Below are 16,094 nucleotides of genomic sequence, written 5' to 3' on the forward strand. Positions count from 1 at the left end.
TCTTTTTGCTCAAATACGTATGTACGTAGGTACGTATGTACGTAATTAGGCTATAATAGTCCCCATGCAGTGAGGATCTCCACCCTCGCGCCGCATCAAATCATCTAGGAGCAAAGCGATGAGTGAGCAATTCGGATTCGACTTTGGGGGCGCTGCAAAAGCGTTCGCGCTGCATCATTGGATCGTAGTCCTGAGTTGTGCCTACATGGAATAGGGGTTCAGCCGACATACGTGTAAAAATAGCTCACAAGATTGGATTTCATCCATTGCATCAGTGAGTTAGCGGATATTTTGGGGCAACAGAACTACACCGCCACGCCAGTTCAGTCTCATGGCTACCGCTTGCATAGCCGCTCTTTCCAAACAGAGATTTTGGATGCACAGCAAGCGCGAACAGTGGGCGGAGCATGTGCAAGCGTGGCGCGTCAATGGGCTGAGCCAGGTGGCGTGGTGTCGTGAGCAGGGGCTGTCGCTGGCCAGTTTCGGGTATTGGCGGCGCAGGCTGGCCAAAGGCCCCGTGGCGCCCGCCGGGGAGTTGCCGCTGCGCGTGCAGCCGGTTGCCGCGCCGGATTCGGCTGCCACCGTGCAGTTGCACCTGGCCGGCGGGATGCGGCTGTCGCTGGTGCAGGTCGATCCGGCGTGGCTGGTCGGGCTACTGCGTGCGCTGGGCGCATGCTGAGCCTGCAGCGCTGGTGGCTGGTCACCGCGCCCACGGACCTGCGCTGCGGCATCGACCGGCTGCTGCTGGCGGCGCAAACGGCGATGCATCGGACCCCGGCAGAGGGCGAGGCCTACGTGTTCGCCAATCGCGCTGCCACGCGGATCAAGCTGCTGTGCTGCGACCGCCCGGGGGCAGTTTGCCTGACTGTGCGCGGGCGTGGACTGGCAGCGGCTGTCTATCCCGCCGATGGCAGGTGCCAAGGCGCTGTAACAGTGGCATGCTGACGGCATGGATCGACGCGCTGCCGCCGCCATCGACGACCCGTCGGCGCTGCGTGCGCCGCTGCTGGCGATGCAGTCCCAGCGCGATGCGGCACTGGCTGCGCATGGTGCGATGAACGCGACGCCTCGTTCGACGAGCGCGACCAGGCGCTGCAGACCATCGCCCACCAATCTGCGCAGCTAGACGCCCCGTGACGCCCGCATCTAGGCCCTGGACCCGCGCCATCCAGGTGCGCGAGACCCAGAACGCGGCGCTGACCGCCGAGATCGCCCGTCTCAAGCGCCTGCAGTTCGCAGCGCGCACCAAACGCATGGATCCGGACCCGCGCCAGCTGTTCGAGCAGACCCTGGCCGCCGACATCGCCGCAGTGGAGCGCAGCTGGCGGCCATGATCATCGAGCGCGGCCAGGCCGATGCCAGCGTGCTGGCCCAAGTGGCCATCGCCAAGTAGTCGTCTCTGAAAAATCCATCAAATTATTTTCGCAAAAAGATATCTAGTCAGTGAATTTATGTCAGGCAGCAACCAAATGCTTTATGAACTGGGTTGAATTGTCATTTAGAATGACGGCACCAAGCAAAGCATCTGAATTGCGATTCGCGCATGTTTCATTGAATTCCACGGGGATTCCTTCACTCTCGAATAGACGCTCCAGCGCCTCTGCCGTGCTCACTGAGAAATCACCGTCTCGATCTCCTCCATACATTGCGACGCGCATTGTCAGGCCATTGGCCCTGACGTCATATATATAATCGCGGATGGACGCTATAACGTTTTCCGGCAGCAAGTCTTCGTGATTAAAAGGTAGGAGATGGAATACTCGAACTTGCGCGCCCGGCATGCGTTCGCCTGTGTAATAATCTATTTTCTCCGCAGCGCATGCGACCGCAATACAGGCGGTCATATTGTCGGTGACTACAGGCATGTTCACTTGACTGGTTCCAGTGCTGTAAAGGTGCCGTGTTCCTTCATGGTTAGGTGTCAGGCTGTTGAATCCTGCTACTTTGACTGTAGTTGAACTATCTATCTCAAAGCTATACGGGGATCCCGCATCAACACCGTCCACGCGAACCCGCGGGAACAAAGATCCGCTACGATCTTTTATTGAACTACCGGGGTGTCCTCTTTCTGCTTGATAGTCAGCTATAGGAACTTGTCTTAGCGTATATTCTCCGCCTCGCCTCGCCCGTCGATGATGAGATAATCTTGGCGGGCGCCCGCTTAGACCATCGAATGCTCCTGCATTTGAAGCTGCTGGTTGATGAGAGGAAGATGAGGGTGATCCTAGATCCGCCTCTGTGGCGTGGGTTGTATAACGCGCAGGTGACCCTGCCACGCTCGGCTTTGAATTGCATAGACCCATGTCGATCTCCTGCAGTGACTGTAGAAGCAAGTTTGGCGGGGGAGCGCTTCGCTTCACCTCACCGAAGTCCTGGCTGGGACGACGAAGGCATACGGGATGACCGGTGCCTTCCCCCGAAACGGCTGATCATCTGCCTGCCGGCATTGCACCGGCTGAGATGGCCTTTTCGGATTCGCCGACGGAGTGCGCTGGCCGCAGCTGCGCCAGGAGTTGTTCCAGCGTGCTCAGTCGTACCGTGGCCCGCAAGGTGTCCGCCTCGGCGTGTTCCCAGCGCTGGCGCTCTTCGACCAGCTCGGTCCGCGCCGCAGCCAGTTCGGCGCGCACACCTTCCAGCGCCTGGACATCTTGGGTCCAGCGCACCTGCAGGGCTTGGTGCTCGGCGGCCGTCAGGCGCAGCGCGTCGCGCTCGCGTTGCTGGGCGTCGGCCCGTTGGCGTGCCTGCGCCAGTTCCTGCTCCAGGCGGGTATGGCGTTCCAGCCACTGGCCATTGTCGCGGTTGAGCTGCATCAGGTCGTGGTTCTTGGCGGTCAAGGCCTCGTTGGCCTGCCGCAGGGCGACCTGCAACTCCTGCACTTGGTGCGCGTGCCGACGCTGCTCCTGCTCACGCTGGTCCTTGACCGAGGTGCGGTAGTGCTCAAGGGCTTCCCTGGCATGGTCGTGCTTGTGTTCCAACGATTTCGCATGGGCGTCGTGCTCGGCCACGCGAACAGTCAGGCCCGCGATCCGTTCCTCCAGCTGAGCCAGTTCGGTGGTGCGGCGGGCCACCTCGCTCCTGGCAGCGTCGCCCGCCTCGCGTTCGGTCTGCAATGCTACCTCGGTGCGTTGCAGCTGCGTACTGAGCAAGCCAGTCTCTTGCCGGGCCTGCTCCAGCGCTTGGGTGCGTTCCTGGAGCTGCGCCTGGAAGCGCGACTGGGCCTGCGCAACGACCGTGTCGGCCTCGCTGTGCAACCGCTCGGCGAGGCGGGCGATGAGGTCTTGAAGCGCGTCGCTCACGGCCATCTTCGCGCCAACGCCTTGCCCCTCATCCTCTTCCAACTCCCTCAAATAGCGGTGGATGGTGGTCTTGGACCCCGTATTGCCGAGCGCTACCCGGACCGCGTCGACGGACGGATGCGTGCCCGTTGCGCGCAAGCGATCGCGGGCGCGGGCGCGTTGCACATCGCTTTTGTACAACCCGGACCTTGCCATGCGTCACTCCGCGTATTTCGTAACGTCTTACATACCATGTAATTACATACTACCCAATACATTGAACTGACCATCTGTGAATGTTGAGCTTACGCTGGATAATGTTGAATTATCCCGCCTAATCCCGATTTTTCGGCTAGGCTCGCACGCGGGCCGTTACACCCCAGCCCATCGGGCGACTGGAGGAGCCGATGATCAGCGTTGGGCAGTACCTGGAAGCCGCCACCCGACCCAACACCCAACGCGCTTACGCCGCGGCGACCCGCCATTTCGAGGTCGAGTGGGGTGGTCATCTGCCGGCGACCGCAGAGCAGGTGGCGCGCTACTTGGCCGCCTACGCCGGGCAACTCGCGCTAAACACACTCAGGCACCGGCTCGCAGCACTGGCCCAGTGACACCAGGCGCACGGTTTCGCCGACCCCACGCGGGCGCCCGTCGTACGCAAGGTGCTCAAGGGCATCCAAACGGTGCATCCGAGTCAGGAAAAGCGAGCCACGCCACTACAGCTCACGCAGTTGGGTCAGGTCGTGGATTGGCTCGATGGCGCCGCAACTGCGGCCGGAACGCGTGACGATGCGGCCGGTCGGCTCCGGCACCTGCGCGATCGCGCCTTTGTACTGCTGGGCTTTTGGCGCGGTTTCCGCGGCGACGAACTGGTTCGCCTCCAGGTTCAGGATTTGGAGTTGGTGGCCGGCGAAGGCATGACCTGCTTCCTGCCGCACAGCAAGAGCGATCGCCAGCACGCCGGCACCACCTACAAGGTCCCGGCACTGTCGCGCTGGTGCCCGGTGGCTGCCACCATGACCTGGGTCGCGGCAGCCGCCCTCCACGAGGGGCCACTGTTTCGCGCAGTCAACCAGTGGGGCGGGATTGCCGCCGCGCCACTCCACCCCAACAGCCTGGTGCCGCTGCTACGGCGGATCTTCCGCGAGGCGGGGCTGAGCTCTCCAGACGACTACAGCGGCCACTCGCTGCGGCGCGGCTTTGCCGGCTGGGCCAACGCCAACGGCTGGGACGTCAAGGCGCTGATGGAGTACGTCGGCTGGCGCGACGTGCACTCGGCGATGCGTTACCTCGACGGGGCCGATCCGTTCGCCCGCCGGCGCATCGAAGCCAGTCTGCCGGAAGCGCCCGCGCTGCCAAGGCCTGCAACGACCTGAGGGGCTGGATGGCGTCGATCGAACGGACCGCATACCCGCAGTTCAAGCGCAACCCGGTCGTCCGCGAACTGGTTGCGGCCTACACGCCAACCGACGCTGAGGTGGCCTTCGTTGCCGAGTACACCCGGCAGCCTGCGCACCGCCTGACGCTGACGATCCTGCTCAAGACCTTCCAACGGCTGGGGTATTTCCCCGTGCTGGACGAAGTCCCGCCGGCGGTGGTGCGCCATATCCGCAGCGCGCTGAAACTGCGCGTGCAGGTCAAGCCAGCGAATCTTGCCAACGCCTCGCGCTATCGCTACTACCGTCGGATCCGTCAATTCCTGCAGGTCCGGGCCTACAGCGACGGCGGGCTGAAGATTGCGGCGCGAGCGGTATACGAAGCCGCTGCGGTGATGGATAACCCGGCGGACCTGATCAATGTAGCCATCGAACAGCTCGTGCGTGATCGCGTCGAGCTGCCGGCGTTCTCCACACTGGATCGCCTGACCCGGCGCATCCGCTCGCTGGTCAACGGGCACTATTTCGCCCAGATCGAGGCTCGACTGACCATCGACGAAAAACAGCGCCTGGAAGGCCTCCTGCATGTCGAACAGGGGCGTCAGAAGAGCCCGTTGCACGCGATCAAGCGCCTACCCAAGCGCTCTTCGCTGCAGCATTTCCAGGAGTTGATCGACCATATCGCCGAACTGGGCGAATTGGTCGGCAGCGAGGTGCACCTGGCGGGCATCCGGGAGGTCAAGCGCAAGCACTTCGCCGCCGAGGCGCGGGCATTGGATGCTTCCGAGCTGCGCAAGTTTCGGCCCGGCAAGCGCTACGCGGTACTGGTGTGCTTGATCCACCGGGCCCGGGTCCAGACGCGCGACGATCTCGCGGAGATGTTCATCAAACGCATGGGGAACATCCACAACCGGGGCCGAGAGGAACTGGAGCGGCTGAGGGCGCGCTATCGCGAGAAGACCGAAGCGATCGTGGCGACGATGTCGGATGTGGTCCGCGTCCTCGACCATCATCGCGGCGACACCGAGGCGGGGCGTGAAATCCGCCGCCTGGTCAACGCCCATGGTGGCGTGCAGACGTTGCAGGCCGACTGCAACGCCATTGCGGCGCATAGTGGCGACAATCACTTGCCGCTGCTGTGGCCGTTCTATAAAAGTCACCGCTCCACCATCCTGCGGATGGTGCGTAGGCTGGACTTGGCCTCGACCACGGAGGACCGCTCGCTGATCGACGCGATCGAGCTGATCCTGACGCAGGAACGAAGCCGCAGCCATTGGTTGGACGAAGCGGTCGATCTGGCATTCACCACCCAGCTCTGGCGCAAGACCATCGTCCATCGCACCGAAGTGGGCGGCGAGGAGCGCATCCACCGGCGCCTGTTCGAGGTCTGCGTGTTCTCGTCGCTGGCCAACGAACTGAAATCGGGCGACGTGGCTGTGCGCGGATCGGAAACCTACGCCGACTACCGCGAACAGTTGCTGCCGTGGGAGCAGTGCGAGCCTCTGTTGGAGGATTACTGCAAGCAGGTGGGGCTGCCGGCCACGGCCGTGGGCTTTGTCAATGCCTTGCAATCGCGCCTGACGCAAGTCGCCGAGCTGACCGATCAGGGCTATCTGGAGAACGGCCAAGTGGTCATCGGCGAGGATGGCATTCCGGTACTCAAGCGCAGCAAGGCCAAAGAGATGAGCTGCGGGGCCCGTGCCCTGGAAACCGCCGTCCTCGACCGCATGCGCGAACGCAGCGTCATCGAGATCCTGTGCGATGTGGCCCACTGGACGCGCTGGCCCCGTCACTTCGGTCCTCTGTCCGGCTCGGACGCCAAGATCGAGCAACCGACCGAGCGCTACGTCCTCACCGCCTTCACCTATGGTTGCAACCTCGGACCGGCCCAGGCTGCCCGACACCTGCGTGGCGCCGTCTCGGCGCACATGCTGTCGTTCGTCAACCGCCGGCATGTGGATGCCAACAAACTGGCGGCGGCCTGTCGGGACATCATCAACAGCTACGCCGGCCTGCAGCTCCCCAAATGCTGGGGCGATGGCAAGAGCGCAGCCGCCGACGGCACCAAGTACGACCTCTACGACCAGAATCTGCTCGCTTCGTACCACATCCGCTATGGCGGCTACGGCGGCATCGCCTATCACCACGTGTCCGATACGTACGTCGCGCTGTTCAGCCACTTCATTCCGTGCGGTGTCTGGGAGGCGGTCTACATCATTGATGGCCTGCTGAAGAACACCTCCGACATCCAGCCTGACACCGTCCACGCCGACACGCAGGGGCAGTCGCTGCCGGTGTTCGGCCTTTCGCATCTGCTGGGCATCCAGCTGATGCCGCGCATCCGCAACTGGTGCGAATACAAGTTCTTCCGCCCCGATGAGGACATTCGTTACGAATACATCGATGCACTGTTCCGGGACACTGTCGACTGGGATCTGATCGAGACCCACTGGAAGGACCTGATGCAGGTCGTGCTCTCGATCAAGACCGGCAAGATCGCGGCCTCGACGCTGATGCGCAAGCTGGGCAACTACAGCCGCAAGAACCGGCTGTACCAGGCCTTCAAGGCGCTCGGTTCGGCCGTGCGCACCCTGTTCCTGCTGCAGTACATCTCCAACCGCGAACTGCGCGAGCAGATCACCGCCTCGACGAACAAGGTGGAGGCCTACAACGGCTTCGCGAAGTATTTCTTCTTCGGCGGGGAAGGGGTGATCGCCGACAACGACCCCGTCGAGCAGGAGAAGGCCGTCCAATACAACGACCTGGTGTCCAATGCCGTCATCTTCTACAACGTGGTCGAACAGACCCGAATCATGAAGTCTCTGATGCGGCAGGGGTGGAAGATCACGCGGGAAGACGTGGCGTTCCTCAGCCCGTACGTGACCAGCCATGTGAAGCGCTTCGGGGATTACCTGATTGATGTGGAGGAGGTCCCGGAACCGTATGAGACTGAACTGGCATTGGCAGGGTAGTTTTGGTGCGCCAAAATATCCGCTAACTCACTGATGCAATGGATGAAATCCGATCTTGTGAGCTATTTTTACACGTATGTCGGCTGAACCCCTATATAGGCAAAAACTAAAGGCAATAACCTATCGGTTTAGGGGGGGTCCGATTCTGCGTGGCAAAGGGGTCCGATTCTGCGTGCTTTTCGGTGTGGGAGGGGTCCGATTCTGCGTGACTAGGGGGGTCTAATTCTGCGTGGATAACTTGCTGTATCCACCGACTTACCCACAATCGAATCGAGGGGGGTCCGATTCTGCGTGGCAACAGCCAAGGGCTGTCGCCAGCGCTGCGGAGTGCTATGAGCCTTTGTAGGGTATCGGCGGGGGCGAAGCCATCAGCATGATTCCGCCTGTCACCTGCTTGACCTTCGCATCGGGGTAGACGGCAAGCACGCGTCGGAGTGAGGGCAGGAATTTCTTCTTGAAGTCCTTGTCGGCTTCCTTGCCCTGATACTCCTGCCCGAACTGATCACGCAAATTTGTCCAATACAGCACGACCGGCCGGCCCTCGATGCGATGCAGGCGCTGGGCAAGCCACGCGTACACGTCAAGATCGAGCGCCGAGCCTTTCAGCTCCATGAAGGCGCGCAGGTCGAGTGGTACGGCGTGGTCTTTGAGCGTCAGGTAGTAGTCTTGCGAAAACGTCACGGAACCGGGCCAAAGAGCGCGCTGCTTCTCTTCCAGATTGATCCATGCTTCGAAGTGTTTGATGGGCTTGCCCTCGTAAGTGTGGGCGCGGCCGTTCGCGTTGAAGCCCAAGGTCATACGGCAGGCGGACAAGGCTTGTACCTGCTTGCGGAAATTGGTGAAGGTGCCCCGTTCGCCGCCTGTGATGTTCTTTTGACCGAGCATCCGCAGAAATTCACTCGCGCTGTCGCCTACCGGAATCTCTGGCGAGTTGAACCGAACGGCATAGGTGTTCATCCACGCCAACATCAGGCGCGGCATGGCCCCGTAGGGGATTGGTTGTTGCACGAACTGCTTGCCGTCCCATAATTTGCCAGCTTCAACAAGTAGCGCTGCGCCGCCCGAATGCCGCTCAAACGATGTGCCGTCCACCTTGGATCGTGGCAAGCCGACTTGGCACATGATCGAGTGCATATAGGCGCGGTCGTCGTCATCCGGACGTTCGCCGGCAATCTCTGCGGCCGTTTTGATTAGACGTTCTTCGCGCGCGGTAGCTGTCGTAGTTTTGGGCTTCCGCTCAAGCGCGGCCGGTTCTACGCGCTTAAGTTTTGCCGCCTTAGTGGGCTTTGCCTTGTCTGGCCGGGAGTCTTTTAGCGGGGGGACTTTGGCATCCGTGGCTTGTTCTCCCGGTGCGGTCGGCGGTTCGACCTGGAATAGGGGGCGCGTCGCGGCTAGGTCGGTAGGGTAGAGGTCGGCCCGATAGCTAACCTTGGCTGCCAAATCTGCGGCAGATTCTGGTGGGATACCCTTTGATTCAAGGTGGTGCCGGTATCCGTCACGCCATTGGAGCATTTCGGCCGATGTTGGCTGGGCGGTTAGTTCGCTGATTTTCTTCATTTCAAACGTCCTTCCTCGTCTCTGTTCTTACAACCGCACGGCTGCTACAATTCCGACCGTTAAGCCCCTCTTGATGAGGGGTTGAACATTGGAATTTAATCCCGGCTCCGGCCGGGATTTTTTATTGGGCGCTTGCGGTTGCGTTTCGCAGACGTGGCCACACCCCTTTGCTAGAATGCTTTCAGCCCTACGGATGTGCCACATGGTCTGTTTCCTTGTACAAGTTCGCACGGGTTAGGCGGGGTTGTAGGGCGGCTCCTTCAACCTCGCCGCTTACATCTATCTCTTGCCAAAATCCTTGGGTTCGATGCCCTTGGATGCCGGCCCTTGAATCTCTTTTGCTCCCCATTCCTTCACGATGCCGACCCGGTTGTACGGGTAGCGAATCTCGACGTTAGTGCCGGCGTTCAGCAGCTCGCGGCGGTCGCTGTTCAGTACAAGTCGTTCGTGCTGGATGTGCAGCTCGCGGCCGGCTTCCCTGACTGACTGGATGACGTGCTTGTCGTCGGCCGACACAATCGGGCCTTGGTAGGTCTTGCCGGTCTCGGGTGCGCGCAGCTCTGGTTGCTGCCGGCCGTAGTCCTGGCGCTCGTACTCGGCCGGCTTATGCTCCGGGTATTGCTGCCCTCCGTATTGGCGCGCTACGTCGCGCACGCGTTCGATCTCGCGTTCGTCGGCTCGGCGTGCGGTCATCATCGCAAGGATCGTTGCCCATTCGGCCTCTTGTTGTCGGCGTTCCTCGGGCGTAGGCGGGCGCTCGCGCTCGGCCTCGATGGCGGTCTTTGCTGCCGGCTGCCGTTTCCATTCGTTGCCCTGCAGCTCGTTGTCGTACAGCACGTTGCCCTTACGGTCGTAGACCTGCACGCGGTCAGCCAGTTTGTTGTGCTCGATGTATTCGAGCGTCGCCGGCATCCCTTTGTAGGCGTCGTCATGAGCCTGCACATTCGACCAGCGGCCGAAGCCCTTGGCCGCCTTCTGTTCTTCATAGCGGCGGTGGATGCCGGCCATGCTGTCGCGTTCGTTGGCCGCGATTACGCGGGCGACGACGTAATAGCCGGCTTCTTTGAGGCGTCGCATCGTCTCGGTGATAGGACCGGCTTCGCGCATCGTGCCTTCAAACACGACGTTGCGACGTGTCTCGATGGTGCGGTCGAATAGCTGCTTGGTCCACGGCCGGGCGTGCGGGTCGGTCAGCTCGGCAAACCGGCGCTCGTCGGCCTTCTGAATGTCTCGGTATTGAGGGTGGTAGTAGCGCAGCTCGTCGCCGTTGATCGTGACAACGTTGCGATCTGCAAAGCCCTGTTTGCTGGCTTCGAGCAACCCGCTTTTGCCTGCGCCGGGCTGGCCGCCCAAGATGATTGCCTGCGGTTGGTCGGCCGGCGCAGTGTCCTTGAAGTGATGCCGCTCGATTTTCTCGTAAGCGGCCGTGTGCTTGCGTGTGCTCAGTTGGAAGCGTTTTTCGTCCATGCCGCGTCACCCGTGCATCGGTTTGAGCAGGGGTGCGTAGACATACAAGGCCCGGTTAATCAGGCTGAGATTGTCGGGCGTAATGGCGCGGCGCTCGTCAACCACGATTTCTAGCTCGTGCTCTAGCGCCTCGATGCGACCAGCGTTCGGCTCGGCCTTGTCCTGCTCGGCGTCGATCTCGCTGTTCAGGTAGCCGATGTACTCGGCCAGTGTCTCCGTTGCGGCCTCCAAGCGGGCTGTTTTAGCAATCGGTGAAAGGGGAGTGTTCATGGTCTTTATCCTCGGTGATGCACGTTAGCTGCGTGTCCAATCTTCCACGGTCAAACCAACAACACGACTAAATGCGGCGTCATTGGTAACGAGGACAGAATCCGTTTCCAGTGCATGTGCTGCGATAAGCATGTCGAGCGACCCAAGCGCTTTACCTTGCTTTTCTAGGTCCGCTCTTACGCTTCCGTAACGCTCCATTACCGCGCCATCCCAAGGCAGCACATCCACGCGCCGCAGGAGTTCCATGACGGCTTGCTGAAGGCGTTTGGCGTCTGGCACCTTAGCCAAGCCGAACATCAGCTCCCCACCGGTAATTGCGGACATACATAGCGCAGTCATAGGCACTTCAATGACCCGTCGAGAGACAGCCGGATGGCTCTTGACGAGATGGCTCACGGTGTTGGTATCAAGCATGTACCGCTTCATTCGCGCCATCCCGCAAAAGGATCACGGTCCTGCGTGCCCTGATTGCGCTCGGCGGCATCTAGAAAATTAGCAGGCACATCTGCGCTCTTGAGTGCGATAAAGAAGTCCTCCCACGTTGCAGGCTTCCGAGACAGGATGACGTCACCGGTCTCCGGGTCTTGGCGAATGAAAACCTCTTTCTCGGTAAAGCGATAGGCGGCAGGCAAGCGGACTGCCTGGCTGCGGCCATTGATGAACAGCTTGGCAACTTGGCTCACGATTTCCTCTCTGGGTGAAGGTTGGGATATACCGTAGGATATGCCAATGTTTGGTATATATCAAGGCGTATGCCTGTCCGACAAACGATCATTAGGCGGTCATGCCGGACAATGTCCGGCAATGCGCTTGTTTAATGGGTTGTCGGACATTATGATGGGCGGACGGAAAGACGGACAAAAGGGGCGGTAATGGTACTGATCGGCTATGCGCGGGTATCGACGGCGGAACAGGACACCGCTTTGCAGACGGATGCGCTACGCAAGGCAGGCTGCGCGCGCGTTTTTGAGGACACGGCTTCTGGGGCCAAGGCCGACAGGCCCGGCTTGGCTGATGCGCTGGCCTACCTGCGCGCCGGCGACGTGCTGGCCGTCTGGCGTCTGGATCGGCTCGGGCGCTCGATGCAACACCTCATCGAGACAATCGCCGCGCTGGAAGCGCGTGGCGTCGGCTTCCGGTCGCTGACCGAAAGCATCGACACCACCACGCCGGGCGGACGGCTCATCTTCCACGTCTTCGGCGCACTGGGCCAGTTCGAGCGCGACTTGATCCGCGAGCGCACCAAGGCCGGGCTGACCGCTGCCGCCGCACGCGGGCGGAAGGGCGGGCGAAAGCCGGTTGTCACGGCCGACAAGTTGCAGCGAGCGCGGGAGCACATCGCCAACGGGCTTAATGCCCGAGAGGCCGCTACACGGCTCAAGGTGAGCAAGACGGCTCTATACGCCGCGCTGCAATCCACAAGTGCAGCCGACTCCTGACATTCCGTGCAGCTGTCCTCTGAGAATGACATCACGGGAATTGACTGCTGGAGCAGGACTTGCCGAGAAGTAAGGCAGGATCGCCAGTTGGGGATGGCGCAGGGTCCGCCGTGAACTCACCAGTGAGGGTCGGCAGGGATTCGTTTAAAAAACAGCCAAAAGTGAGCTAACTGGCTCTCAGCAAAGGTCTTTTACACGAATCCCTGCCGACCCTCCAGAAGGGCGTAAGGACGTCGGTCCGCCGCTACGATTGTGGCGGATACTTCTTCTCTTACGCTTCTCCTGCATTTGTAACATGTAAAAGCTTGGAGGAAATAAAAATACTTATCCCCTCTATGATTTCTTCAACCCTAAAATCCAACAAACTCATTTCACGGATATGACTTCCTGCTTCATCTTTATCGTAAGTGCAAAGTGAAACACCTTGACGCAACGATCGGCTAATCTCATTAGCGATAAATTCCCTTTCTTGTATGGTCACCGCTGAAACCCTTTCAAGCGTTGACTTGCTGTCAAGTGCGGTTTGTGGGCCAAGCCATGATAGTTGGCGCTCGATAAAATCGGCGACCATTTTACTCTTGTGCCCATCATCATCTATCTCTTGTGCTATCGACAACATCTCCAAATTAAATTCAATCAGGGTAGCGACCGCCAAGGCACGAGATTCACCAACTGCTATAGCTTTAGCATCCCACAGTTCAAGCTTGGTGCAATATTCATTATGCCGCAAAGCACTGGCAGGTTTTCTTGATTGCAATAGCATCTGGTGTTCAGCCAATTCTTCAATAGAGTGAACAAAGTCGGTGGAGATTCTATCTGGATCATGCCTTATAAAGGGAGTAAGATTCCTTTCAATTAACCCCAACTTTTCGGCATGGCTAAGCGACCCACATATTTTTTCGTAGTCGGAATTAAATGCGTTATTGGATTTGAAAGAGTGCACGTCGCCGAAACCATTTCGAGACGTTAGATAGTCTGATTCACTACGGCGGCTGCTTTGGCCATATACGACTGAAGGAAGACCTCTGTATTTTTGTTTATCCTTCGCCCTTGGGACTTCAGATATCAGGTTCATCCGCACTTCCTTTTTTACAAGGGAGGCGGGCGTCATGACAATGTCATGCAGCGTGGATTTATTGCAAATCGTATCAACCTCTCTTTTGGCTGGCGTTTTTCCTTCCGCCCCAAGCTTACTAGTCACCTCTTGGGGGTTTGAAAATCTTAGAGATCGAATCATTAAAGGATTTCCTTCTCCATACTCTTCAGCAATCTTTGGATTTCTTTTTATTAGCAATTCCTTGACTGAAAATCCATCAATTAGCTCTTCGAGTTCGACTCTACCATTTATCTTAGCCAACCCTCTCTGCAACTGCGCTAAATTCTGAACTAATACCTTCTTTTGATGAACTCGCTCTAACGATGAGGTGTGCAAAGCAGCTATATTTTCTTTTATTACTCTTTTTCTAGGTGCTTTTTTCAAGGCTTGTGAATCGAGCGATGGCGCCACCAGTCCAGATTTCGTATAACTATCTTGCTGAGTGGCGACCTCCTCTTCACTGGGTGTTGAATCTATTATTTTTGAAGAGAAATTAACTTTCATGTCGGACATTAGTTCGATATTTATATTAATTGATATTTATCGAGAAAGCCGCCAGCGCATCGAGCACAAGTCCGTCATAGCCGAAAATGTACTTGCGATTTATGCATTGTGGTCGAGCCATTCGGACCATAACAATGGCTGGCCCTTTGGATTTTGCTTGGCGTACTCGTAGAATAGAGGAAGGAACTCTGACCGTTCATTACGAAATTCTGAGCGCCCCTTGTCAGAAACGTCTTTATTATTATCCAAGCTTCGCCCTGGATTAAATTTACGTTGCCGTTCGATGATATCATCAAACGATAACATTGCAGCATTTCTTAGTATGTCATGCATGACAATAAATATTGTCGTACGGCCTAGGCCCATACCACAATGTACATGCAGTCTCTCATCATGGGCCATCTCCCGCTCCATTGCAATAAACGCATCAATATCGTCCGCCCGTGGTGAAAGATGATCTGTCACTGTCAAACGTACATATTTGGCGCCCGCAGCTCTCACAAGCTCTTCTTCGCTAAAAATCAGTGGCTTACTTAACGTCGCCCCGCGTGGGTTGCGGGCTTCGCTCTTGACATCTTTGCGATGGAAGATATGTACCGTCTCTTGCGATTTAAGCGCTTGAATCCTCTGTTGCTCGTCTGCCAAGGCTTCGTCACGTGATTTGCCAGCATTGCCCCAGTTGTTTGGTGTACGCCAAGTACCCGGATAACCGCCGACAATGGCATGCGACTCTTCGCGAGCATCCAGAACGACCACTGGGCGCTCCTTGGACGGCCTCAACCTAGTAATCTGTCCAATGGACGCTATACTGCCGCTACCTGAAACGTGCAAGTTTTTCCAACCAGTCGGATTGAGACTTTCGGGGAGGTCAAATTCATCCGAAGAGCGAAAATTATCGGATGATCCTAGATCCCTGTCGTAAGCTAGAACAGGATGTGACGTGGGTGGTGGCGGGAGAGGCAAAGGGTCTCTGAATTTCTGGATTACCTGATAAAGTGCTGTTTTTGACCGAGGTGGTTGCCGGCTTGGTAGATCGGCGAGTTCTGCGGGAACCGCTTGATGAACGTGTTTTGATACAACTTCCTCTTTAATATTCTCAGCGCAGTCGGCACTCTTCATCGCGTCGCTGCTGGCCGATGGTGCAATTGAGCCGGAGATTTTGTTCGGCATTTTCAGGCGCCTATATATGGATTAGAACTCCTAATTTTAATTGTCGCGCTAACTAGTTTTATATCGTGATCGGAAGTTATGTCGTCAATCGCGATATCGAAGCCTGCCTGGCGCCGGATCTGTGAAATGCCTGCCGTGCAGCAGATCGGTAGTCTGATCTTGGTTTCGCCACACACAACGCGAACATCCCGGTGTTCGGCGATGCCGAGTGGATTGGCGTGTTCACGGCTGCCGAGAACGGGGGTGTAAGCCGGAACCCCAGAAAATTCCGTCCATCATTTCCACCCGCCATCGCATTCGTCCCAGTACAAACCGTTGGCCTCGTTCTTGACGCTGATGTCGTCGACCACGCAATTGCGTAGATCGGCCAGATGACAGATCTCGTGTAACAACCCGTCGAGTCGTTCTTTCAGATCGGCATCGTTGGCGTATCGAATCACCAATCGGTATTCCGCATCGTTGAGCTTGGTGCTGTCGTAGAAACGGGTGACCAGGCTGCCGACGTCTTCGCGTACCCGCTTCTTCCCTCGGGTGAACTTGCTCCCGTTCTCGACATGGAGCCAGAGAATCACGGTTACGGAGAGCGACGCTGGCGTACTCGCCAATGCGGGCGCTCTGGTGGTACGCCCAGCGAACCTGACGGCTTTGCTGATGGTGCTGCGGCTACACCCTACCGTTTTCTGCACCACGCCCCACGAACAACTTGGCCTTGCACACATCAATCCCGATGCCATTCATGGGTAAACTCCGTTAGGCTTGAAGAGGTCGAGAGCTCCCCTGCCTGCCCAGCCTTACGTCTACGCGTGGCAACACTGGCAACTGTTCGGGCGATACGGGGGAGAAACCGGCGTGGGCACCCAGCTACACGACGATCGGTAACGATCCAGGCTCTCACGGTGGCCCACGCCGGCTCTCGACGCCCAGACTGCCAGATTCCGAACAGATAAGGCTCACCGAAGTCATGGCTG

General features: G+C 58.4%; 15 protein-coding genes and 1 pseudogene. 6 read left to right on the forward strand and 10 right to left on the reverse strand.

Features of this window, described 5'->3' with window-relative positions; translation table 11 throughout:
* Nucleotides 1-376: 376 nt before the first annotated feature.
* The 3 genes from tnpA (at nucleotide 377) to LN450_RS18300 (ending at nucleotide 1,334) form a co-directional block, all read left to right on the forward strand.
* Nucleotides 377-679, forward strand: a complete 303-nt coding sequence (gene tnpA, locus LN450_RS18290; protein ID WP_005923977.1) for an IS66 family insertion sequence element accessory protein TnpA — start codon at nucleotides 377-379, stop codon at nucleotides 677-679.
* Nucleotides 673-945 (forward strand): IS66 family insertion sequence element accessory protein TnpB, encoded by a 273-nt coding sequence (tnpB, locus tag LN450_RS18295; RefSeq protein ID WP_005918020.1) that lies wholly within the window; start codon nucleotides 673-675, stop codon nucleotides 943-945. Before tnpA ends, tnpB begins: the two co-directional genes overlap by 7 nt.
* A gap of 188 nt (nucleotides 946-1,133) precedes the next feature.
* Nucleotides 1,134-1,334 (forward strand): transposase, encoded by a 201-nt coding sequence (locus tag LN450_RS18300; RefSeq protein WP_005934416.1) that lies wholly within the window; start codon nucleotides 1,134-1,136, stop codon nucleotides 1,332-1,334.
* A 120-nt stretch (nucleotides 1,335-1,454) separates the two neighbouring features.
* Here the strand turns inward: LN450_RS18300 and xopAF are convergent, their stop codons facing one another.
* Together xopAF and LN450_RS18310 are read right to left on the reverse strand one after the other, a co-directional pair.
* The gene (gene xopAF, locus LN450_RS23300; RefSeq protein WP_199822664.1) at nucleotides 1,455-2,303 is read right to left on the reverse strand and encodes a XopAF/AvrXv3 family type III secretion system effector; all 849 of its coding nucleotides are present in this window, start codon (nucleotides 2,301-2,303) and stop codon (nucleotides 1,455-1,457) included.
* A gap of 126 nt (nucleotides 2,304-2,429) precedes the next feature.
* Nucleotides 2,430-3,491: a DNA-binding protein gene (locus tag LN450_RS18310; protein WP_228892922.1), complete on the reverse strand. Its 1,062-nt coding sequence runs from the start codon at nucleotides 3,489-3,491 to the stop codon at nucleotides 2,430-2,432.
* 191 nt (nucleotides 3,492-3,682) lie between these two features.
* On the opposite strand from LN450_RS18310, the pseudogene LN450_RS18315 reads away from it, so the two are divergent.
* Both LN450_RS18315 and LN450_RS18320 read left to right on the forward strand, forming a co-directional pair.
* Nucleotides 3,683-4,639, forward strand: a pseudogene (locus LN450_RS18315) (site-specific integrase); the annotation flags it as partial.
* A gap of 20 nt (nucleotides 4,640-4,659) precedes the next feature.
* Nucleotides 4,660-7,623 (forward strand): Tn3 family transposase, encoded by a 2,964-nt coding sequence (locus LN450_RS18320; RefSeq protein ID WP_011345703.1) that lies wholly within the window; start codon nucleotides 4,660-4,662, stop codon nucleotides 7,621-7,623.
* 330 nt (nucleotides 7,624-7,953) lie between these two features.
* On the opposite strand, the gene LN450_RS18325 is transcribed toward LN450_RS18320, so the two are convergent.
* The 5 genes from LN450_RS18325 to LN450_RS18345 all read right to left on the reverse strand — a co-directional run bounded on the left by LN450_RS18325 (nucleotide 7,954) and on the right by LN450_RS18345 (nucleotide 11,600).
* Nucleotides 7,954-9,180: a replication protein RepA gene (locus LN450_RS18325; RefSeq protein ID WP_011345704.1), complete on the reverse strand. Its 1,227-nt coding sequence runs from the start codon at nucleotides 9,178-9,180 to the stop codon at nucleotides 7,954-7,956.
* A gap of 279 nt (nucleotides 9,181-9,459) precedes the next feature.
* Nucleotides 9,460-10,647: a zeta toxin family protein gene (locus LN450_RS18330; RefSeq protein ID WP_011053001.1), complete on the reverse strand. Its 1,188-nt coding sequence runs from the start codon at nucleotides 10,645-10,647 to the stop codon at nucleotides 9,460-9,462.
* A gap of 6 nt (nucleotides 10,648-10,653) precedes the next feature.
* The gene (locus LN450_RS18335; RefSeq protein WP_005917846.1) at nucleotides 10,654-10,917 is read right to left on the reverse strand and encodes a hypothetical protein; all 264 of its coding nucleotides are present in this window, start codon (nucleotides 10,915-10,917) and stop codon (nucleotides 10,654-10,656) included.
* Between the two features lie 24 nt (nucleotides 10,918-10,941).
* Complete coding sequence (locus tag LN450_RS18340) at nucleotides 10,942-11,331, reverse strand: type II toxin-antitoxin system VapC family toxin (RefSeq protein ID WP_223301037.1); 390 nt, start codon at nucleotides 11,329-11,331, stop codon at nucleotides 10,942-10,944.
* 8 nt (nucleotides 11,332-11,339) lie between these two features.
* Nucleotides 11,340-11,600, reverse strand: coding sequence for an antitoxin (locus LN450_RS18345; RefSeq protein ID WP_005917852.1), 261 nt, complete (start codon nucleotides 11,598-11,600; stop codon nucleotides 11,340-11,342).
* 189 nt (nucleotides 11,601-11,789) lie between these two features.
* Here LN450_RS18345 and LN450_RS18350 point away from each other — a divergent pair, with 189 nt between their 5' ends.
* On the forward strand, nucleotides 11,790-12,356 hold the full coding sequence (locus LN450_RS18350; RefSeq protein WP_011345705.1) for a recombinase family protein: 567 nt from the start codon (nucleotides 11,790-11,792) through the stop codon (nucleotides 12,354-12,356).
* 271 nt (nucleotides 12,357-12,627) lie between these two features.
* On the opposite strand, the gene avrBs1 is transcribed toward LN450_RS18350, so the two are convergent.
* From avrBs1 to LN450_RS18365, 3 genes are all read right to left on the reverse strand, one after another.
* A complete protein-coding gene (gene avrBs1 / locus LN450_RS18355; RefSeq protein ID WP_225307021.1) occupies nucleotides 12,628-13,956 on the reverse strand; it encodes an AvrBs1/Avra family type III secretion system effector in 1,329 nt (442 codons plus the stop codon).
* 99 nt (nucleotides 13,957-14,055) lie between these two features.
* The gene (gene xopH / locus LN450_RS18360; protein WP_011345706.1) at nucleotides 14,056-15,126 is read right to left on the reverse strand and encodes a type III secretion system effector XopH; all 1,071 of its coding nucleotides are present in this window, start codon (nucleotides 15,124-15,126) and stop codon (nucleotides 14,056-14,058) included.
* A 275-nt stretch (nucleotides 15,127-15,401) separates the two neighbouring features.
* The gene (locus LN450_RS18365; protein WP_225307022.1) at nucleotides 15,402-15,698 is read right to left on the reverse strand and encodes a hypothetical protein; all 297 of its coding nucleotides are present in this window, start codon (nucleotides 15,696-15,698) and stop codon (nucleotides 15,402-15,404) included.
* Nucleotides 15,699-16,094: the final 396 nt, after the last annotated feature.

Origin of the sequence: Xanthomonas euvesicatoria pv. euvesicatoria (assembly GCF_020880415.1) — a bacterium.
Taxonomy (GTDB): Bacteria; Pseudomonadota; Gammaproteobacteria; order Xanthomonadales; family Xanthomonadaceae; genus Xanthomonas; species Xanthomonas euvesicatoria.